At 69.8% G+C, this 19,628-nt stretch carries 17 protein-coding genes; 12 read left to right on the top strand and 5 right to left on the bottom strand.

Annotation, left to right across the window (positions count from 1 at the left end):
- Positions 1-146 precede the first annotated feature (146 nt).
- The 10 genes from FHP25_RS20830 (at position 147) to scpB (ending at position 11,731) form a co-directional block, all read left to right on the top strand.
- Positions 147-896 carry a YjbE family putative metal transport protein gene (locus FHP25_RS20830; RefSeq protein WP_147848887.1) on the top strand — a complete coding sequence of 250 codons (750 nt, stop codon included), beginning with the start codon at positions 147-149 and terminating at the stop codon, positions 894-896.
- Positions 897-898: 2 nt separating this feature from the next.
- Positions 899-1,330 (top strand): universal stress protein, encoded by a 432-nt coding sequence (locus tag FHP25_RS20825; RefSeq protein ID WP_147848886.1) that lies wholly within the window; start codon positions 899-901, stop codon positions 1,328-1,330.
- Positions 1,331-1,376: 46 nt separating this feature from the next.
- On the top strand, positions 1,377-2,576 hold the full coding sequence (locus FHP25_RS20820; protein WP_147848885.1) for a deoxyguanosinetriphosphate triphosphohydrolase: 1,200 nt from the start codon (positions 1,377-1,379) through the stop codon (positions 2,574-2,576).
- A 57-nt stretch (positions 2,577-2,633) separates the two neighbouring features.
- Positions 2,634-3,950 carry an aromatic ring-hydroxylating dioxygenase subunit alpha gene (locus FHP25_RS20815; protein WP_147848884.1) on the top strand — a complete coding sequence of 439 codons (1,317 nt, stop codon included), beginning with the start codon at positions 2,634-2,636 and terminating at the stop codon, positions 3,948-3,950.
- Between the two features lie 188 nt (positions 3,951-4,138).
- A complete protein-coding gene (locus FHP25_RS20810) occupies positions 4,139-5,575 on the top strand; it encodes a glutamine synthetase family protein (RefSeq protein ID WP_147848883.1) in 1,437 nt (478 codons plus the stop codon).
- 103 nt (positions 5,576-5,678) lie between these two features.
- Entirely contained in the window at positions 5,679-7,430 is a 1,752-nt protein-coding gene (gene argS / locus FHP25_RS20805) for an arginine--tRNA ligase (protein ID WP_147848882.1), read from the top strand.
- A 6-nt stretch (positions 7,431-7,436) separates the two neighbouring features.
- Positions 7,437-8,417 (top strand): SPOR domain-containing protein, encoded by a 981-nt coding sequence (locus FHP25_RS20800; protein WP_147848881.1) that lies wholly within the window; start codon positions 7,437-7,439, stop codon positions 8,415-8,417.
- 107 nt (positions 8,418-8,524) lie between these two features.
- Positions 8,525-9,559, top strand: coding sequence for a beta-N-acetylhexosaminidase (gene nagZ, locus FHP25_RS20795; RefSeq protein ID WP_147848880.1), 1,035 nt, complete (start codon positions 8,525-8,527; stop codon positions 9,557-9,559).
- Between the two features lie 141 nt (positions 9,560-9,700).
- The gene (locus tag FHP25_RS20790) at positions 9,701-10,609 is read left to right on the top strand and encodes a segregation and condensation protein A (RefSeq protein WP_147848879.1); all 909 of its coding nucleotides are present in this window, start codon (positions 9,701-9,703) and stop codon (positions 10,607-10,609) included.
- Between the two features lie 12 nt (positions 10,610-10,621).
- On the top strand, positions 10,622-11,731 hold the full coding sequence (scpB, locus tag FHP25_RS41435; RefSeq protein WP_218578480.1) for an SMC-Scp complex subunit ScpB: 1,110 nt from the start codon (positions 10,622-10,624) through the stop codon (positions 11,729-11,731).
- Positions 11,732-11,736: 5 nt separating this feature from the next.
- On the opposite strand, the gene pobA is transcribed toward scpB, so the two are convergent.
- Positions 11,737-12,918, bottom strand: coding sequence for a 4-hydroxybenzoate 3-monooxygenase (pobA, locus tag FHP25_RS20780; RefSeq protein ID WP_147848878.1), 1,182 nt, complete (start codon positions 12,916-12,918; stop codon positions 11,737-11,739).
- A gap of 262 nt (positions 12,919-13,180) precedes the next feature.
- Here pobA and FHP25_RS20775 point away from each other — a divergent pair, with 262 nt between their 5' ends.
- Entirely contained in the window at positions 13,181-13,594 is a 414-nt protein-coding gene (locus tag FHP25_RS20775) for a hypothetical protein (protein ID WP_147848877.1), read from the top strand.
- Positions 13,595-13,942: 348 nt separating this feature from the next.
- Here the strand turns inward: FHP25_RS20775 and FHP25_RS20770 are convergent, their stop codons facing one another.
- The 4 genes from FHP25_RS20770 to FHP25_RS20755 all read right to left on the bottom strand — a co-directional run bounded on the left by FHP25_RS20770 (position 13,943) and on the right by FHP25_RS20755 (position 18,327).
- Complete coding sequence (locus tag FHP25_RS20770) at positions 13,943-15,550, bottom strand: acyl-CoA carboxylase subunit beta (RefSeq protein WP_147848876.1); 1,608 nt, start codon at positions 15,548-15,550, stop codon at positions 13,943-13,945.
- A gap of 128 nt (positions 15,551-15,678) precedes the next feature.
- The gene (locus FHP25_RS20765) at positions 15,679-16,185 is read right to left on the bottom strand and encodes an acetyl-CoA carboxylase biotin carboxyl carrier protein subunit (RefSeq protein WP_147848875.1); all 507 of its coding nucleotides are present in this window, start codon (positions 16,183-16,185) and stop codon (positions 15,679-15,681) included.
- Between the two features lies 1 nt (position 16,186).
- Positions 16,187-17,665 carry an acetyl-CoA carboxylase biotin carboxylase subunit gene (locus FHP25_RS20760; protein ID WP_147848874.1) on the bottom strand — a complete coding sequence of 493 codons (1,479 nt, stop codon included), beginning with the start codon at positions 17,663-17,665 and terminating at the stop codon, positions 16,187-16,189.
- Positions 17,662-18,327: a TetR/AcrR family transcriptional regulator gene (locus FHP25_RS20755; protein WP_178133666.1), complete on the bottom strand. Its 666-nt coding sequence runs from the start codon at positions 18,325-18,327 to the stop codon at positions 17,662-17,664. Before FHP25_RS20755 ends, FHP25_RS20760 begins: the two co-directional genes overlap by 4 nt.
- Positions 18,328-18,415: 88 nt before the next feature.
- On the opposite strand from FHP25_RS20755, the gene FHP25_RS20750 reads away from it, so the two are divergent.
- Positions 18,416-19,624 carry an acyl-CoA dehydrogenase family protein gene (locus FHP25_RS20750; protein WP_147848872.1) on the top strand — a complete coding sequence of 403 codons (1,209 nt, stop codon included), beginning with the start codon at positions 18,416-18,418 and terminating at the stop codon, positions 19,622-19,624.
- Positions 19,625-19,628: the final 4 nt, after the last annotated feature.

Raw genomic sequence — 19,628 nt, 5'->3', positions numbered from 1 at the left:
GGCCGGGGATAGCATTGGCGCCGGCCCGGGCGGAAGCGGCCCGGGCTGCGAATGGTGGGGGTATTTACAGGTCGCGGCCGGACGCTATGTTGCCGGCCGTCTTTCAACCGATAAACCGCCGTTGTGGGGGGTGTATGCATTTCGTGATGCCGGATCTGGCCAGCGCCGTCTTCTGGTTGGCGCTGGGCAAGATCATCGTGGCCAATATCATCCTGTCCGGCGACAACGCCGTCGTGATCGCGATGGCCTGCCGCAACCTCTCCGACCAGCATCGCAAGCCGGCGATCATCGGCGGCAGCCTGGGCGCCATCGTGCTGCGGGTGATCTTCGTCTTCATGATCACCTGGCTGCTGAGCATCCCCTACTTGAAGCTGCTCGGCGGCGCCCTGCTGCTGTGGATCGGCGTGAAGCTGCTGAACGAGGATGAAGGCGAGGGCGAAGGCGGCGTCAAGGCGAGCGCCAGCCTGTGGGGCGCTGTCTGGACCATCATCGTGGCCGACGCGATCATGAGCCTCGACAACGCCATCGCGATCGCGGCCGCGGCCAACAACGACGGCGTGCTGATCATGCTCGGCCTGATCATCAGCATCCCGATCATCATCTTCGGCAGCACGCTGCTCACCGCCATCCTGCAGCGCTACCCCGTGCTGGTGGTGATCGGCGGGGCGCTGCTGGGCTGGATCGGCGGCGAGGTGATGGCCACTGACGGCAAGCCGCCCAACGCCGACGTGGCGCCGCCGGGCACGATCGCGGCCTGGCTCGAGCACCATATCCCGCACGCCGAGCATGTCTGCGCCGCTGCCGGCGCGGTGTTCGTCGTCGTGCTAGGAATGTACCTGTCGCGTCGGCGCAAGCCGCACGATGCGATCGATCTGGCGGAAAGGAAGGACGACTGACCATGGCCGATACGAACTTCATCCTGGTGCCGGTCGACGGCTCGGCCAACTCCGATCGCGCCGTCAAGCATGCCATCGGCCTGGCCAAGGCCGTGCCCGGCAGCGAGCTGCACCTGCTGAACGTGCAGCCGTCCGTGGGCAGCCTGGTGACGATGTTCGTGCCCAAGGCGAACGTCGATGCCTATCACCGCGAGGAAGGCGAGAAGGCCATGGCCTCGGCCGTGAAGTTGTGCGCCGACGCCGGGGTGAAGGCCGCCACGCATATCAGCGTCGGCCGGCCCGGGCCGATCATCGGCGAGTTCACCCGCCGCCTGGGCTGCGGCTCGGTGGTGATGGGCACGCGCGGACATAGCGGCGTGGCGGGCGTGCTGCTGGGCTCGGTGGCGCAGGATGCCATCGCCCATGTCGAGGTGCCGATCTGCCTGGTGAAATAGCGCAGGAGCCAGGGCGGCGGCGCAACCCGCGGCAGCGGAGGCAGGCATGCCGGAGCAGGGCAAGGTGATCGGGTTCGACGGCCGCGCGCTGGCGGCCTATGCGACCAACCCGCATGCCTCGCGCGGCCGGCTGCATGCCGAGGCGGTGAGCACGACGCGCTCGCCCTACCAGCGCGACCGCGACCGGGTGATCCACTCGACCGCGTTCCGGCGGCTGAAGCACAAGACCCAGGTGTTCGTCTACCACGAGGGCGATCACCACCGGACGCGGCTGACGCACACCCTGGAGGTGGCGCAGATCGCGCGCTCGATCTGCCGCACGCTGGCGCTGGACGAGGATCTCGCCGAGGCGCTGGCGCTGGCGCACGACCTCGGCCACACGCCGTTCGGCCATGCCGGCGAGGACGCGCTGGATGCGGCGATGAAGCCGTTCGGCGGCTTCGACCACAATGCGCAGACCCTGCGCATCCTCACCAAGCTGGAGCACCGCTACGCCGACTTCGACGGGCTGAACCTGACCTGGGAGACGCTGGAAGGCGCGGTGAAGCACAACGGTCCGCTGCTCAAGCCGGGCGTGACGGCGGCCGACCTGCCGGCGGCGATCGTCGAGTTCAGCGGCGAGTGGGACCTGGAGCTCGACACCTGGGCCGGGCCGGAGGCGCAGGTCGCCGCCATCAGCGACGACATCGCCTACAACAACCACGACATCGACGACGGGCTGCGCGCCGGCCTGTTCCATGTCGAGGACCTGCTGCCACTGCCGCTGGTGGGCGACATCATCCGCGGCGTGCGCCAGCGCTATCCGGGGCTCGAGCAGGGACGGCTGATCCACGAGACCGTGCGCCGGCTGATCAACGTGATGGTCGAGGACGTCGTGGCCGAGACGCGGCGGCGGCTGCAGGCGGCGGCGCCGGCCAGCGTCGACGCCGTGCGCCGCCTGGGCGGGCCGGTGGTGGCGTTCTCGGCGACGCTGGCCCGCGACAACGACGCGCTGAAGGATTTCCTGTTCCAGCGCATGTACCGCCACTGGCGCGTCAATCGCATGACGTCGCGGGCGCGGCGCGTGGTGGCCGATCTGTTCAGCCTGCTGTTCCGCGAGCCCGAGTGCCTGCCCGACGAATGGGGCAGCCGCGCGCGCACGCAGGACGAGCGCGGCCGCGCCCGGGTCGTCGCCGACTACATCGCCGGCATGACCGACAACTATGCCCTCGATGAGCATCGCCGCCTGTTCGACCTGTACGCGTAGGGCACCTTCATTCAATAATCGGCCAGCCATCTTCTCCTTGGTGACGGGAGGGCCGCCATGATCAGCCGTGAAGAGAATGCGCGCATGACGCTGACCGGCGCCGCGATGCCGGCCGGCAAGCTGATGCGGCTCTACTGGCAGCCGGTGGCGCTTGCCGACGAGCTGGCCGGGCCGCGGCCGGTGAAGGCGGTACGGCTGATGGACCAGGACCTGGTGCTGTTCCGCGACGAGGCCGGGCGGCTGGGCCTGCTCGACCGCGACTGCCCGCATCGCGGCGCCGATCTGGCCTATGGCCGGCGCGAGCACGGCGGCCTGCGCTGCCCGTTCCATGGCTGGCTGTTCGACGTCGAGGGCAAGTGCCTGCAGATGCCGGCCGAGCCGCCGGACAGCCGCTACTGCGAGCGCATCCGGCAGGGTGCCTATCCGGTGCGCGAGAGGAACGGCGTGATCTTCGCCTATCTCGGTGCCGGCGCGCCGCCGGCGTTTCCGGACTTCGACTGCTTCATCGCGCCGGCCAGCCACTGCTTCGCGTTCAAGGGCCATATGGAATGCAACTGGCTGCAGGCGCTGGAGGTGGGCATCGATCCGGCGCATGCCTCGTTCCTGCACCGCTTCGAGGAGGACGAAAGCACGGAGACCGGCTACGGCCGCCAGTTCCGCGCCGCCTCGATCGATTCCAACATCCCGATGACCACGCTGCTGCGCGAGTACCCGCGGCCGAAGATCGACGTCGAGCCGGCGCCGTTCGGCCTGCGCCTGCTGACCCGGCGCCTGCTCAACGAGCGCCAGACGCATCTGCGCGTCACCAACCTGCTGTTCCCCAACGCCTTCGTCATCCCGATGAGCGCCGAGATGACGATCACCCAGTGGCATGTGCCGGTCGATGACGGCAGCAACTACTGGTACGCGATGTTCACCAGCTTCGGCCAGCCCGTCGACAAGGACGAGATGCGCCGCCAGCGCCTGGAGCTCTATGAGCTGCCCGACTACAAGCCGCGGCTGAACCGCGCCAACCACTGGGGCTATGATTCCGAGGAGCAGCGCACCAGGACCTTCACCGGCATGGGCTTCGACATCAACGTGCACGACCAGTGGGCCTGCGAGTCACAGGGCGCGATCGCCGACCGCACGCGCGAGCATCTGGGCACGTCGGACAAGGCCATCATCGCCTATCGCCGCCTGCTGCTGCGCTCGATCGCGCAGGCCGAGGCCGGCGAGACGCCGCTGATGGTGCTCGACGCTGCGGCCGCTTCCGGCATCACCGGCCCGGCGGCGATGGACGCGATCGGCCCGACCGAGGGCTGGGAGGCGTACTGGCCCGAGGTCGACCGCAAGCGCCGCAGCAACGCCAGCTGGGCGAAGTCGGCGGCATAGAACCCCTCTCCGCCCGCGCAGCGGGGGGAGAGGGTGGGGCCCATCGCGTCAGCGATGGGAGGGTGAGGTGGTGCTGGTGCAAGACGAGGCTGTCCCATGAGGTTCCGTGCGGTTCTGCGACCCACCTCACCCTCCCGCGCTGCGCGCGGGCCCCTCTCTCTCCCCCCACTTCGTGGGCGGAGAGGGGCGTGAGCTTCGTCGATCGTCACGGGCTGTGGAGCGCCGCGCAGGTCGAGGCGGCGACCGAGGCCGAGCACCGCATCCGGGCCGAGGAGCTGGAGGTCGTGCGGCTGTCGTTCGCCGACCAGCACGGGGTGCTGCGCGGCAAGTCGGTGGTGGGCGCCGACGCGCTGTCGGTGATGCGCGGCGGCTGCGCCATCACCACCACGTTGCTCGCCAAGGATACGGCGCACCGCACCGTGTTCCCGGTGTTCACGGCGGGCGGCGGCTTCGGCATGCGCGAGATGGAGGGCGCGGCCGATGCGCTGATGGTGGCCGATCCCACCACGTTCCGCATCCTGCCCTGGGCGCCCAAGACCGGCTGGGTGCTGTGCGATCTCCATTTCGCCGATGGCCGGCCGGTGCCGTTCTCGACCCGGCACCTCTACCGCAAGGTGCTGGGCCAGCTCGCCACCGCCGGCTACGACTTCATGGCCGGCCTGGAGGTCGAGTTCCACGTCTTCAAGCTGCTCGACCCGCGTCTGCGGCCATCCGATTCGGGCCAGCCGGGCGAGCCGCCCGAGGTCGCGCTGCTGACCCAGGGCTACCAGTACCTGACCGAGCAGCGCTACGACCAGCTCGACCCGGTGTTCGACATCCTGCGCCGTGACGTCATGGCACTGGGCCTCAAGCTGCGCAGCATCGAGCTGGAGTATGGCCCCAGCCAGTGCGAGCTCACCTTCCATCCCGGCCTCGGGCTGGAGCCTGCCGACGCCATGGTGCTGCTGCGCAGCGCCGTGAAGCAGGTCGCCCGCCGCCACGGCTATCACGCCAGCTTCATGTGCCGGCCGCGCATCCCCAACGTGATGTCGAGCGGCTGGCACCTGCACCAGTCGCTGCGCGATCACCGCACCGGCGCCAACGCCTTCATGTCGCAAGACGAGAGCCGCGACCTGTCGCCGGTCGCGATGCAGTGGCTGGGCGGGCTGCTGGCGCATGCGCGCGCGGCGACGGCGTTCACCACGCCGACGCTCAACGGCTACAAGCGCTACCGGCCCTATTCGCTGGCGCCGGATCGCGCGATCTGGGGCCGCGACAACCGCGGCGTGATGCTGCGGGCGCTGGGCGCGGCGGGCGATCCGGCGACACGGCTGGAGAACCGCGTCGGCGAGCCGGCGGCGAACCCGTATCTCTACATGGCCTCGCAGGTGCTGGCCGGCCTCGACGGCCTGAAGCGCAAGCTCGATCCCGGCCCGTCGGCCGACACGCCCTACGAGGCGCAGGCAGAGCCGTTGCCGAGATCGCTGGGCGAGGCCCTGGCGGCGCTGCGCGCCGATGCCTGCTTCCGCGACGGGCTGGGGGCGGGGTTCGTCGACTACTTCGCCCGCATCAAGGATGCCGAGATCGCGCGTTTCCAGGCCGAGGTCACGGAATGGGAGCAGCGCGAGTACTTTGACCTGTTCTGAAAGCGCCGCGCATGGGCATGCGGCGGTGCGGCGGTTGCAAGAAAACCATGCGCCGCGCTAAAGCCCACGCAGAGGCGCTTGCGCCGCATCGTTTTGGGCCGTCATGAACCTGTTCCGTCACATCGCCGATGAAATCACCGCTGCGCTGCGGGCCATGGAAGCGGCCGGCGAGCTGCCGGCCGGGCTGGACCTGTCCGCCGTCACGGCCGAGCCGCCGCGCGATCCCGCCCACGGCGACATCGCGACGAACGCGGCGATGGTGCTGGCCAAGGGCGCGCGCAAGAAGCCGCGCGAGATCGCCGACGCGCTGGTGGCGCGCCTGCGCCAGGTCGCGGGCGTGACCGGGGCCGCGGTGGCCGGCCCGGGCTTCATCAACCTGCGCCTGTCGGACGATTTCTGGCGCGCGCGCCTGGCGGACGTGCTGACCGCCGGCCGCGCCTATGGCGACAGCACGCTGGGCCAGGGCACGCCGGTGAATGTCGAGTATGTGTCGGCGAACCCGACCGGCCCGCTGCATGTCGCGCATGCCCGCGGCGCCGTGGTGGGCGATGCGCTGGCCAACCTGCTGGCCAAGGCGGGATTTGCCGTCACCAAGGAGTACTACATCAACGATGCCGGGGCGCAGGTCGACATCCTCGGCCGCTCGACCTACCTGCGCTACCAGGAGGCGCTGGGCCAGGCGATCGGCGAGATCCCCGAGGGCCTGTACCCGGGCGAATACCTGAAGGATGTCGGCCGCCAGCTGGCGCAGCTCGACGGGTCGAAATGGCTGAACCAGCCGGAGGACGTGTGGCTGCCCGAGCTGCGTGCCTTCGCCATCGACACGCTGATGGCCTCGATCCGCGATGATCTCGATGCCCTGGGCGTGCGCATGGATGTCTTCACCTCCGAACGCGCCCTGGTGCAGAGCGGCGCCGTCGAGGCCGCTTTCCAGGCGCTGTCCGACGCCGGCCTGATCTACCAGGGGCGTCTGGAGCCGCCCAAGGGCCAGAAGCCCGACGACTGGGAGGATCGCGAGCAGACCCTGTTCCGCTCGACGCAGTTCGGCGACGATGTCGACCGGCCGCTGAAGAAGTCGGACGGGTCATGGACCTACTTCGCCAACGACATCGCCAACCACCACGACAAGTTCTGCCGCGGCTTCGCCGAGATGATCGACGTCTGGGGCGCCGACCATGGCGGCTACGTCAAGCGCATGCAGGCGGCGGTCAAGGCGATCACGTCGGGCAAGGGCGCGCTCGACGTCAAGCTCTGCCAGCTGGTGCGCGTGCTGAAGGGCGGCGAGCTGGTGCGCATGTCCAAGCGCGCCGGCACATTCATCACGCTGCGCGACCTGCTCGACGAGGTCGGGCCCGATGTCGTGCGCTTCACGATGCTGACGCGCAAGAACGACGCGCCCTTCGACTTCGACCTGGCGAAGGCGACGGAGCAGTCGCGCGACAACCCGGTCTGGTACGTGCAGTACGCACATGCCCGCACGCGCTCGGTGCTGCGCCAGGCGGCCGCCGCCGGCTTCGGCGGCCTCGACGCCGCGACCCTGGCGGCGGCGCCGCACGCGCGGCTGACCGATCCGGGCGAGCTGGCGCTGATCAAGCTGCTGGCGCAATGGCCGCGCCAGGTCGAGGCGGCGGCCCAGGCGCACGAGCCGCACCGCATCGCGTTCTATCTCTACGAGCTCGCCTCGCAGTTCCATGCCCACTGGAACCGCGGCAAGGAGGAAAGCGGCCTGCGGTTCGTGATCGAGACTGACCGGGACCTCACTTTATCACGCATCGCGTTGGTGCAAGCCGTTGGATTTGTGATACAATCCGGCCTTGGAATATTCGGCGTCCCCCCGGCCGAGGAAATGAGATAACAAGCCATGTTCCAGCGTACCCCGCTGCCGGCCAGCGGGCCTGTTGTTTACCATCCCGGTCAGGCGGAGCCAGCACGCCAGCCTGAGCCGGCAGTCCGTACCCTCTCGCTCGACGAGCTTGCTGCCCAGCAGGCCGGCGAGGAGTCGCCCTCGCTGCTCTATCGGGTCAACCAGCGCCGCGGCACGATCGTGACCGTGATGGTGACCATCGCCGCCTTGTCCAGCTTCGGCGGCACGGTCTACTGGGCGCACAAGCAGGATATCGAGCGCGGCGGCCCGGGGTTGCCGATCCCGACCGTGCGGCCCGCGGACGGGCCCGCCAAGATCAAGCCGGACGATCCCAAGGGGCAGCAGATCCCCAACCAGGACATCGACGCCTATCGCCGCGTCGACCCCAACGCCGTGCCGCTGCAGCCCGAGCGCCTGATGCCGCCGCCGGCCACGCCGCGCATGCCGGCCACGGCCGCGCCGGCGCCCGCAGCCCCGGAAGCGGCGCCGCCCGCCGCGACGCCACCATCGACCCCGCCGGCCGCGACGACGCCACCGCCCACGGTCACCGCGACGGCGCCGACACTGCCACCGGCACAGCCGGCACCGGCCGCGACTCCGCCGGCGCCGCCACCGACGGAGGCCAGCACCACGCCCGAGCCGGCGGCGGCGCAGCCCAAGATCAGCGACACCGGCGGCGGTCCGTCGATCGCATCGATCGTCGATGGCCTGAACGGCCCGGCAGCCGGTGGCGGCTACCGCATCCAGGTCGCGTCGGAACGGTCCGAGGATGTCGCCAAGGCCACGTGGGCGCGGCTGCAGAAGGCCAACAGCGATGTGCTGGGCAATTTGCGCATGCAGCCGGCTCGCGCCGATCTCGGCGACAAGGGCACGTGGTATCGCGTGCAGGCCGGCCCGCTCGAGGAGAAGCAGGCCAAGGACACCTGCGCCAGGCTCAAGACGCGCAATGTCGGCTGCGTGCTGCTGCCGCCGCGATGAAAGAAGACGGGGCTGTCATCCCGAGCGACGCGGGGAAATTCTGAGGATTGTGTCTCCTTTCGCAGGAGATCTCGCGCTACGCTCGCGATGACGGTGAAGATGGGCACATGACCATGCCTGCTGCTGTGATCCTCGGTTGCGCCGGGCCGCGCCTGTCGGCCGACGAACGCGCCTTCTTCCGCGATGCCGATCCGCTGGGGTTCATCCTGTTCGCGCGCAATGTCGCGACGCCCCAGCAGGTGCGCGCCCTGACCGGCGATCTGCGCGACTGCGTCGGCCGCGCCGAGGCGCCAGTGCTGATTGACCAGGAAGGCGGCCGCGTCGCGCGCCTCAAGCCGCCCTATTGGCGGGTCGCGCCGCCGGCGGCGCTGTTCGGCGCGCTGCACGGGCGCGAGCCCGAGGCGGCGGTCGAGGCCACGCGCCTCAACGCCCGCCTCATCGCCGCCGACCTCGCGCCGCTGGGCATCGATGTCGACTGCGCCCCGGTGCTCGACGTGACGGTCGCCGGCGCGCATGGCGTCATCGGTGATCGCGCCTTCGGCGAGGCGCCGGCGGTGGTGGCTGCCCTGGGCCGTGCCCAGGCGGAAGGCCTGATGGCCGGCGGCGTGATCCCGGTGATGAAGCATATCCCCGGCCATGGCCGTGCCCGTGCCGACAGCCATTTCGAGCTGCCGATCGTCGAGGCCGGGCGTGCCGAGCTCGAGGCCTGCGACTTCGCGCCGTTCCGGGCGCTGGCCGATCTGCCCTGGGCGATGACCGCGCACGTGCTTTATCGCGCGCTCAGCGGCAACCAGCCGGCGACGACGTCGTCAGCCGTCGTGCGCGATATCATCCGCGGCCATATCGGCTTCGATGGCCTGCTGATCACCGACGATCTCTCGATGCAGGCGCTGGACGGCACCCATGCCGAGCGCGTCCGCGCCGGGCTGGCCGCCGGCTGCGATGTCGCGCTGCACTGCAACGGCGACATGGACCAGATGCGCGAGATCGCGGGCGTGGTTCCGGCGCTGACGCCGCTTGCCTGGGAGCGGGTCGAGCGCGGGACCAGCCAGCGCGCGGCGGCGAGGGATGGTGCCGACGCCGAGGCCCTGGAGCGTACCCGCCGGCGCCTGGCGATGCTGCTCGACCGTCCGGTGGCGTGAGGCGTGCCGGTTTGCGCCAAGGTAACTTGTTGTAATCATTACGTTTTATGGCGAGCGACTGGGGATAACGCCGTCGCGAATCTCGTGGCGGCGTAGGGGACGATAGACTACATCTAGTGGTCATGAGGCTCGATTGCCCGCATGACCGACGCTGACGACCCGCTGCCGACCGACCAGCCGACCGACGCCGCGCCTGAAGCGGCCGAGTCGCCGGCGCCGGCCGGCGATGCCGCGTTCGATTCCGGGCAGCCCGAGGTGATCGCGCCGGGCGAGGGCGAGCTGATCCTCGACCTGGAAGGCTACGAAGGCCCGCTCGACATCCTGCTGGTGCTGGCCCGCGAGCAGAAGGTCGACCTGCGGCGCATCTCGATGCTGGCGCTGGTCGACCAGTACCTGGCCTTCATCGCCAGGGCCCGCCGCCTGCGCCTGGAGATCGCCGCCGACTACCTTGTGATGGCCGCCTGGCTCGCCTACCTGAAGTCGCGTCTGCTGCTGCCCGATCCGCCCAAGGACGAGGAGCCGTCGGGCGAGCAGATGGCCGAGGCGCTGCAGCACCAGCTGCGGCTGCTCGAAGCGATGCAGGAGGCCGGCACGCGGCTGATGGCGCGACCGCGGCTGGGCGTCGATACGTTCGGCCGTGGCCAGCCCGAGGGCGTGCTGGTGGTGCGCAAGTCGCAATGGCAGGTGCAGCTCTACGAGCTGCTCAAGGCCTATGGCGAGATGCACAAGCCGAAGAAGCCTGATGCGTATCACATCGCGGCGATGCAGTTCTTCTCGCCCGACGAGGCCACGGAGCGGCTGTCGCGCATGCTGGGGATCGCCATCGACTGGGCGTCGATCGCGGCCTTCCTGCCACCGGGCCTCACCGATCCGTTGCGGCTGCGCTCGGCCATCGCCGCGACCTTCGTGGCCTCGCTGCAGCTCACCAAGGATGGCCTGGTGCAATTGCGCCAGACCGAGACCTTTGGCCCGATTTTCCTGCGCAAGCGCACAGAGGCGCGCACCGACGGCGACGACCTGCCGCAACCGGCACCGGCACCGGCACCGTAAGGGATGGATCGCATGACCGACACCGTCGACGAGAGCAAGAAGACCCGCGCCGGCGCCACCGAGGCCGAGGCGAACGAGGTCGAAGCAACTGAAGTTGAGACGACTGAAGTCGAAGCGACCGAGATTGAGGCGGTCGAGGCTGAAGCCACGGAGGCGGGCGCCGCCAGCGCCGACGTCGAGGCCGCCGACGCAGTCGTGAGCGACACCGACGCGCCCGACGCGCCCGGCGCGGTCGACGCCACGGCCGAGGATGCTGCCGACACGCCGGCGGAGGCTGCCGAGGCCGAGGCACTGGAGGCCGGCGCCGATGACGGGGCCGACGCCGATGCCGACGAACCTGGCGAGAGCGCCGACACCGTGGCCGAGGCCGATGCGGCCGACGACGAGACGACGGAGGACGATCAGGCCCTGGACGAGGCCGGCGACGCGGTCGCGGCCGCCGTCGAGCCCGAGCCGTCGCCGGAGGACCAGCATGCGTACAATCTGCGCCTGGTCGAGGCGCTGATCTTCGCGTCGGCGACGACGCTGGGCATCGGCGCCCTGTCCGAGCGCCTGCCGCCCGACACCGATGTCGAGGCGCTGCTGGCCGAGCTTGCCGAGCTCTATGCGGCACGGGGGGTGAACCTGGTGAAGGTCGCCGGTGGCTATGGTTTTCGCACGGCGCCCGATCTGGCGCAGAAGCTGAAGATCGAGCAGCCGGTGAACCGCAAGCTGTCGCGCGCGGCGGTGGATACGCTGGCGATCATCGCCTACCACCAGCCGGTGACGCGGGCGGAGATCGAGCAGATCCGCGGCGTGGGCCTGAGCAAGGGCACCCTGGATTTCCTGTTCGAGCAGAATTGGATCCAGCCCATGGGCCGCCGCCGTGCGCCAGGCAAGCCGGTGACCTGGGGCACGACCGAGTTCTTCCTCGAGCATTTCGGGCTGGGCGGGCTGGACGATCTGCCGGGCCACGAGGAGCTGAAGGCAGCAGGCCTGCTGGATGCGCGCGCCGAGGTGTCGATCTATCGGCCCGAGGAGCCCGACCTGCCGCTCGACGGCGACGACGAGGAGACGGCGGAGCCGCTGGATACCGGTGCCGAGGAGCCCGCCGCGCCCAAGACGCCGGAGCCGGTGGAATAGCCGCTTCAGTACGGCAGGCCGACATAGTTCTCCGCCAGCGCCGTCTGGGCGGCGCGGGACGAGGCGAGGTAGTCGAGTTCGGCCAGCTGCATCTGCGCCTCGAAGCTGCTCTCGTCGTGAAGCTTGTGCAGCATCGTGGTCATCCACCACGAAAAACGTTCCGCCTTCCACACGCGGGCCAGAGCGGATTCGGAGTAGCGCTCCAGCGCATCGGCCTGCCCCTTCTTGTAGAAGGCGATGAGCGCGCGGCTGAGGTAGTGCACGTCGGAGGCCGCGAGATTGAGGCCCTTGGCGCCGGTGGGCGGCACGATATGCGCTGCGTCGCCGGCCAGGAACAGGCGGCCGAAGCGCATCGGCGTCACCACGAAGCTGCGCAGCGGCGCCACGCTCTTTTCGATCGAGGGTCCGGTGGTCATCCCGGCCGCCGCAGCGGGGCCCAGCCGCAGCTTGAGCTCGTCCCAGATGCGGGCATCCGGCCAGGCGCTCAGGTCCTCGTCGACGGCGCATTGGATGTAGTAGCGGCTGCGCGTCGGCGAGCGCATGGATGCCAGCGAGAAACCCCGCTCGTGCCGGGCGTAGATCAGCTCGTGCGAGCATGGCGGCACCTCGGCCAGGATGCCGAGCCAGCCGAACGGGTAGACCCGCTCGAAGCTCTGCAGCGCCTGCGCGGGGATCGACTGCCGGCCGACGCCGTGGAAGCCGTCGCAGCCGGCCACGAAATCGCAGGTCAGCCGGTGGTCCTGACCGTCGCTGCGGTAGGTCAGCGTCGGCTGCTCGCCATCGATGTCATGGACCGCGACATCGGCGGCGTTCCAGATGATCGGACCATCGCCCGCCAGCCGCGCCGCGATCAGGTCCTTGGTCACCTCGGTCTGGCCGTAGACGACGACCGCCTTGCCCGTCAGGTCGCGGAAGTCGATCCGCAAGTGCCGGTCGCGAGCGACGATCTCGATGCCCTCGTGCACCAGGCCTTCGCGCTTGAGGCGCGCCGCGACGCCGGCCTCCTCGAGCAGCGATGCCGTGCCCTGCTCGAGCACGCCGGCGCGGACGCGGCCTTCGACATAGGCGCGGTCGCGCTGCTCGAGGATCACGCTGTCGATGCCGTGCATCCTGAGCAACCGGGCCAGCAGCAAGCCGGCGGGGCCGGCACCGATGATCCCGACCTGCGTCTGCGCCTGTGAAGCCATCGTTGTTTCCCCCGTTTGCGTTGTCTGGCCAGCCCGAGGCCGGCGGTGCTCCGCATCCTACGAGTTCATGCCGCTGCCGACCATCGGCGCGCCGGAAGCGGCGCGCGATGGCGGTGCGCATGCCAGCCGGCGGGCTGAGTTTGCGTAAGCATGTGCCATGTTTATCGCCTCATTTGATCTTGGACTTGCCGCAAACCGGCCGCTCCGCCGCCATGGTCGGTCACGACGTACAGGCCAGTGTTCCGTCAAAGGAGGTCTCATCATGCCGCAGCGTCATCTGCGGGGTTTCACCGTTGCCGCGGTGTCCGTCCTCATTGCCGGCGGGCTCGCCATGGGCGCGGCGCAGGCGGCCGACCCGGCACCGCTGTTGCGCGACGCCAATCCGGCCCAGACACATGATCTGGCGGGTGGCGTATCCTTGGCCCGCGAGATGCGGGCACAGCCCGCTCCTGCCGGTCAGGATATGCGTGGCGTCACGCCCGACCGCCTGGCGACGCAGCCGATCCAGCCGAGCGTTACCGATCGCAAGGCCGGGGCCGCCTCCCGGATCTCGGGCAAGGCCGGCGGCACGCTGGTGCCGATCGGCACGCTCAACATCGTTCGCGGCGAACAGCCGCGCCTGCAGGTCGACGACTCGATTGCGCACCTGCCGCCGCGCGACACGCCCGGCCTCTAGCGCTGTCATTCTCTCGCGGCGCTTGCTTGCGTGCCTATTGTCATCCCGAGCGTTGCGCTCGGGATGACAACTATGCGCAACCGCCTCGACCGCGCCGCGTCGATGAGCGTGCAGCCCGGTTGCAGAGGGTCGCGGGATTGCCGCAAGAGATCATCGCATCGCCCGATTCGCGCCGCGCTATCTCCATGCGTTGGAGCAATCTTCAGCACCGGCGTCCTGGTCGTGGTGAGGTTCTCGCGCCCCTCCCCGTCGCATGCGACCCGAGGGCTGAATGGTCATCGGCCATCCCGTGCGGCTGTCCTTCTCGCGAGAGTCGTCACCCGGCCAGGGCGTACGCCGCGCGCCATGCTACATCCGGAACACGCCGTAGCGCGGCTCGTGCCAGGGCGCGTTCAGCGCGCTTGAGATGGCGATGCCCAGCGCGTTGCGCGTGTCGATCGGGTCCAGCACACCGTCGTCCCACAGCTCCGACGTGGAGTACAAGGCGCTCGACTCGCGACGATAGTCGTCCAGCACGGGATCGCGGATGGCGGCGATCTGCTCCGCCGACAGCGTGCCGCCATGGCGCGCGAGCTGGCGGACCTTGACGTCGGTCAGCACGTTGGCGGCCTGCTCGGCGCCCATCACCGAGATCTGGCCGTGCGGCCAGAAGAACAGGAAGCGCGGGTCGTAGGCGCGGCCGGCCATGCCGTAGTTGCCGGCCCCGAAGGAGCCGCTGACGATGACCGTGAATTTCGGCACCTCGGCACCGGCCTGCGCCATGATCATCTTGGCGCCGTCCTTGGTGATGCCGCGGCGCTCGTAGTCGCGGCCGACCATGAAGCCCGTGATGTTCTGCAGGAACAGAAGCGGCGTGCGATTCTTGTCGCAGAGCTGGATGAAATGCGCCGCCTTCAGCGAGCTGTCGTTGAACAGCACGCCGTTGTTGGCCAGGATGCCGATGCGATAGCCCCACAGATGGGCGTAGCCGCACACCAGGGTGGTGCCGTAGGTCGGCTGGTATTCGTGGAAGCGGCTGCCGTCGACCAGGCGCGCGATGACCTCGCGCATGTCGAACTGCACCTTGGTGTCGGGCGGCACGATGCCGTAGAGCTCGGCCGGATCGTAGTAGGGCGGCTCGGGCGCCTGCTGCTCGATCGCCATCTTCTGCGGCCGGCGCAGGTTGGCTACGATGTCGCGCGCCATCGCCAGCGCCTCGGCCTCGCTGCCGGCGGCATAGTCGGCGGTGCCGCTCACCTGGGTGTGCATGTCGGCGCCGCCCAGCTCGTCGACCGACACGTCCTCGCCCGTGGCCGCCTTCACCAGCGGCGGCCCGCCCAGGAAGATCGCGCCGGTGCCGCGCACGATCACCGAATAGTCGCTGAGCGCCGGCACGTAGGCGCCGCCGGCCGTGCAGTGGCCCAGCACCACGGCGACCTGCGGCACGCCCAGCTTGCTGAGGATCGCCTGGTTGCGGAAGATGCGGCCGGCATAGTAGCGGTCGGCGAAGAACTGCGATTGCAGCGGCAGGAAGCCGCCGGCGCTGTCGCACAGGTGTATCACGGGCAGCCGGTTCTCGATCGCGATGTCGAGCGTGCGCACGATCTTCTTGACCGACAGGGGATACCAGGCGCCGCCTTTCACGCTGGCGTCGTCGGCATGGATGATCACCTCGCGGCCGGAAACGACGCCGATGCCGCTCACGATGCCGGCGCCCGGCACCTCGCCGTCATAGGCGCGGTTGGCGGCCAGCGTCGACAGCTCCAGGAACGGCGTGCCCGGATCCAGCAGCAGGTCCAGCCGCTCGCGGATGAAGAGCTTGTTCTGCCGCCGCAGGCGCTCCATGTCGCGCTGCGGGCGCTCGTAGCGGGCCCGGCGCTGCGCCTCGCGCAGCTCCGCGACCAGCGCCAGGTTGCGCTCGCGATTGGCGCGAAACGCTTCTGAGTGGACATCGATGCGGGTTTCGATGCGGCGCATGGGGCTGGTCCGATCAGGTGGTCAATCACGCAGGGACAGAGGCGCAGAGCAACAGCGCGGCACGCCTTCGGCGCACCTGACCGTTACCCTCTGTGTCTCTGTACCCCTGTGGCTTCATTTGCTGGTTGTCACTCCGCCGCCTCGGCCGCGAGCGAGACCAGGGGGGCGTCGCGGTCGAAGGTCTGGCCGGCCGCGAGGTGGATGGCCTCGACCGTGCCGTCGCGCCAGGCCGTGATCGCGGTCTCCAGCTTCATGCTTTCGATCACCATCATGGTCTCGCCCTTGCTGACCTGCGCGCCGACCTGGACCCGCACGGCCGCGACGGTGCCCGGCATCGGCGCGCGTGCCGTCAGGTCGGCATTGGCGGCGCCGGCATGGGCGAACACGGTCAGCGGCTCGATCGTGCGGATGCTGAAGGCGCGTCCGGCGATCTGCACGAAGGCGGTGTCGCCGTCGCGGGCGACATGCACGGCGAAGGCGCGCTCGCCGACCCGCAAGACCTGCGTGCCGTCGGCCGCAGGCGGCGACAGATCGATCGGCTGGATGTCGCCGCCGACGGCGAGCGCATAGCTCGCCGGGCGCCGCAGGAGCGCGGCGTCGATCGCCGTGCCGTCGATGTCGAAGCGCCGCCGCATGTCAGTTCCTCCAGCTGCCCATCGCGGCGTGCAGCGCCGGCACGGCGTCGGCCTCGGCGCGCAGGCCGGGATCGCTCAATGCCGTCGCCGCGATCAGCGCCATCAGGGTGTCGGGATCGGGCGGCGGCAGCGCCAGTTGGGCGGCCCGCTCGTCGAGCAGTCCGGTATGGAGCGCGCCGGCCGCGAACGGCGCATCGGCCAGCACGCGGTCGAGGAACTCGCGGTTGGTCGTCAGGCCCAGCAGCACGGTCTGCTGCAGCGCCTGGCGGGCGCGGGCGATGGCCTGGGCCCGGTCGGCGCCGTGCACGATCAGCTTGGCCAGCATGGGGTCGAAGGCGGCCGACACGCGCTGGCCCTCGCTGATGCCGCTGTCGACCCGCAGGCCTTCCACGGTCGGCCAGCGCAGGCGGGCGATGCGCCCCGTGATGGGCGCGTAGTTGCGGGCCGGGTCCTCGGCGTAGAGCCGCAGCTCGATGGCATGGCCGTCTTGCCGCACGTCGGCCTGGCCGTAGCCCAGCGCCTCGCCCTCGGCGATGCGCAGCTGCTCGGCCACCAGGTCGCGGCCCGTCACCAGCTCCGTCACCGGGTGCTCGACCTGCAGGCGCGTGTTCATCTCCAGGAAGTAGAAGGCGCCGTCGCCGTAGATGAACTCGACCGTGCCGGCATTCTGGTAGCCGACGGCGCGCGCGATGCCGGCGGCGGCATCGCAGATGTCGTGGCGCTCGGCCGGGCGCAGGGCGGGCGACGGCGTCTCCTCGATCACCTTCTGAAAGCGGCGCTGCACCGAGCATTCGCGCTCCCACAGATGCACCACGTGACCATGGGCGTCGCCCAGCACCTGCACCTCGATGTGCCGCGGCCGCTCGACATAGCGCTCGACGTAGAGCCGGCCGTCGCCGAAATAGCGCTGTCCCTCGCTGCGGGCGCGCTCGATCTCGGTGTCCAGCGCGGCCGTGTCGCGCACGATGCGCATGCCCTTGCCGCCGCCGCCGGCCGCCGGCTTGATCAGCAGGGGCGGCCCCAGCGCGCGGGCGCGGGCCGCGAAGCTGGCCGGGTCGTCGTCCTCGATCGCCGACGGCGCCACCGGAAAGCCGCGCTCGGCGACGAAGGCGCGGGCCCGGACCTTGTCGCCCATCAGCGCGATGGCATCCGGAGTCGGGCCGATGAACACGATGCCGGCGGCCGCAACCTGACGGGCGAAACCGGCGTTCTCGGAGAGGAAGCCGTAGCCGGGATGGATGGCATCGACGCCGGCGTCGCGCGCCACGGCGATGATCTGCGCCCCGTCGAGGTAGGCGGCGACCGGCGAGGCGCCGCCGATGCGCACGGCGAGGTCGGCGTCGCGCACCGCCTGCGACTGGGCGTCCAGCGCATGGAAGACCACGACGGCGCGCCGCCCGGTCGCCTGCACGGTTCGCAGGATGCGCAGCGCGATCTCGCCGCGGTTGGCGATCAGGACGGTGCCTATCCGACGGGTCATTTCATCCTCGCGACGACGCGGCGCACGGTCTCGGGCCGCGGCGCGATGCCATGCAGCACGATGCCCAGCAGCTGGTCGGTGGTCTGGTCGATGCGCAGGCGGCCGCCGCGGCTGACCGCTTTCCACGCGATGTGCTCGATCGATCCGTAAAGGATGTCGCGCACCAGCCGCGGCTTGATGTCGGGGCGCACCTCGCCGGCGGTGATGCCGCTCTCCAGGATGCGCACGACGATCGATGTGTAGCGCCGGTTCAGGTCGTGCAGCGGCGAGTCGGGATAGTCGTCGGCTGTGCGCACCTCGCGGATGAACAGCCGGCACAGATCCTCGTCCTCGATGAAGGCCTCGATCTGCCGCCGCACCAGGTAGCGCAGCCGCGCCGACAATGTCGACTGCCGCGCCATGCCGGCTTCCACGTCGGCGATCAGGCCTTCGTAGAACTGCCGCATGACGTGGAACAGCAGGTCCTGCTTGCTGGTGAAATATTTGTAGACCGTGCCGTCGGCGATGCCGCAGGCTCGCGCGATCTCGATGATCGAGGCGCCGGCGAAGCCCTTCTGCGCGAAAGCGGCACGGGCCGCAGCCAGGATCGCTGCGTGCCGGTCGAGCTTTCGCTGCTCGCGCGTGCGGCGTTGCGGGGCGGCTGCGGGCGTGGACGCCGGCAAGAGGTTTCGGGCTTGTCTCACGGCAAAAAGTGAATACCATTCACTTTTAAGAGTCAACACGCGCGCCACCCCGCGCCGGGAGGAATCGATGCCGCAGACGCCTGTCGATCTCGTGAACCGTCCGTCGCCTTCGTCCTTCGAGCTGACGGCCGAGCAGCAGGCGGTGCTGGACCAGGCCGACCGCTTCGCGCGGGCCGAGATGGCGCCGCTGCAGAAGCGCATGGACGACGAGGAGTGGTGGCCGCCCGAGGTCATGCCGGCGCTCGCCCGCATGGGCTATCTCGGCGTCACGGCGCCGGCCGAGCTGGGCGGCGCCGAAGGCGATTTCTTCACCTCCGGCCTGATCGCCCAGGCGCTGGGGCGCGCCAACCCTTCGGTGTCCTTGAGCTACGTGGCGCACGAGAACCTCTGCCTCAACAACATCCAGCGCAATGCCAATGCCGACATCCGCCGCCGCTACCTGCCGCGGCTGTGCGACGGCTCGGCGATCGGCTGCCTGGCGCTGACCGAGCCCGGCGCCGGCTCCGACGCGCTGGGCTCGATGTCGACCACGGCGCGGCGCGAGGGCGACCACTACGTGCTGAACGGCACCAAGCTCTACATCACCAACGGTCCGGTGGCCGACGTGGCCCTGGTCTACGCCAAGACCGACCGCGACAAGGGCGCCAAGGGGATCTCGGCCTTCATCGTCGAGAAGGGCTTCCCTGGCTTCCGGGTGGCGCAGAAGCTCGACAAGATGGGGTTCCGCGGCAGCGTCACGGCCGAGCTGGTGTTCGACGAATGCCGGGTGCCTGCCGCCAACCTGGTGGGCGTCGAGAACCAGGGCGTCGCCGTGGTGATGAGCGGGCTGGATCTCGAGCGCGCCATCGTGGCCATGATCAATCTCGGCATGGCCGAGCGCGCCTTCGAGCTGGCGCTGGACTATGCCCGCACGCGGCGCCAGTTCGGCCGGCCGATCGGCGAGTTCCAGATGGTGCAGTCCAAGCTCGCCGACATGTACGTGCTGGTCGAGACCATCCGCACGTTCTGCTATCGCACCATGGCGGCAGCCAATGACCTGGAGATCGGCGCCGGCGGGCGCGGCGACATCCACAAGCTGACCGCGGCCTGCATCCTGTACGCTGCCGAGGGCTGCACCAAGGTCATCACCGAGGCGGTGCAGGTCTTCGGCGGCGCCGGCTACATGCGCGAGACCGAGATCAACCGTCTGTATCGCGCCACCAAGCTGCTGGAGATCGGGGCCGGCACCAGCGAGATCCGCCGCCTGATCATCGCCGGCGAGCTGATGAAGGGCTGAGGCC

Origin of the sequence: Vineibacter terrae, assembly GCF_008039615.1 — a bacterium.
GTDB classification, from domain to species: Bacteria; Pseudomonadota; Alphaproteobacteria; order Reyranellales; family Reyranellaceae; genus Vineibacter; species Vineibacter terrae.
The sequence above is the reverse complement of the archived record's forward strand: the minus strand, read 5'-3'. Positions and strand labels throughout refer to the sequence as shown.

Bases quoted from the DNA above. Each gene is read 5' to 3' on its own strand.
- FHP25_RS20830 (WP_147848887.1), top strand. From the start codon at position 147: ATGCCGGATCTGGCCAGCGCCGTCTTCTGGTTGGCGCTGGGCAAGATC.
- FHP25_RS20825 (WP_147848886.1), top strand. From the start codon at position 899: ATGGCCGATACGAACTTCATCCTGGTGCCGGTCGACGGCTCGGCCAAC.
- FHP25_RS20820 (WP_147848885.1), top strand. From the start codon at position 1,377: ATGCCGGAGCAGGGCAAGGTGATCGGGTTCGACGGCCGCGCGCTGGCG.
- FHP25_RS20815 (WP_147848884.1), top strand. From the start codon at position 2,634: ATGATCAGCCGTGAAGAGAATGCGCGCATGACGCTGACCGGCGCCGCG.
- argS (WP_147848882.1), top strand. From the start codon at position 5,679: ATGAACCTGTTCCGTCACATCGCCGATGAAATCACCGCTGCGCTGCGG.
- FHP25_RS20800 (WP_147848881.1), top strand. From the start codon at position 7,437: ATGTTCCAGCGTACCCCGCTGCCGGCCAGCGGGCCTGTTGTTTACCAT.
- nagZ (WP_147848880.1), top strand. From the start codon at position 8,525: ATGACCATGCCTGCTGCTGTGATCCTCGGTTGCGCCGGGCCGCGCCTG.
- FHP25_RS20790 (WP_147848879.1), top strand. From the start codon at position 9,701: ATGACCGACGCTGACGACCCGCTGCCGACCGACCAGCCGACCGACGCC.
- scpB (WP_218578480.1), top strand. From the start codon at position 10,622: ATGACCGACACCGTCGACGAGAGCAAGAAGACCCGCGCCGGCGCCACC.
- pobA (WP_147848878.1), bottom strand. From the start codon at position 12,918: ATGGCTTCACAGGCGCAGACGCAGGTCGGGATCATCGGTGCCGGCCCC.
- FHP25_RS20775 (WP_147848877.1), top strand. From the start codon at position 13,181: ATGCCGCAGCGTCATCTGCGGGGTTTCACCGTTGCCGCGGTGTCCGTC.
- FHP25_RS20770 (WP_147848876.1), bottom strand. From the start codon at position 15,550: ATGCGCCGCATCGAAACCCGCATCGATGTCCACTCAGAAGCGTTTCGC.
- FHP25_RS20765 (WP_147848875.1), bottom strand. From the start codon at position 16,185: ATGCGGCGGCGCTTCGACATCGACGGCACGGCGATCGACGCCGCGCTC.
- FHP25_RS20760 (WP_147848874.1), bottom strand. From the start codon at position 17,665: ATGACCCGTCGGATAGGCACCGTCCTGATCGCCAACCGCGGCGAGATC.
- FHP25_RS20750 (WP_147848872.1), top strand. From the start codon at position 18,416: ATGCCGCAGACGCCTGTCGATCTCGTGAACCGTCCGTCGCCTTCGTCC.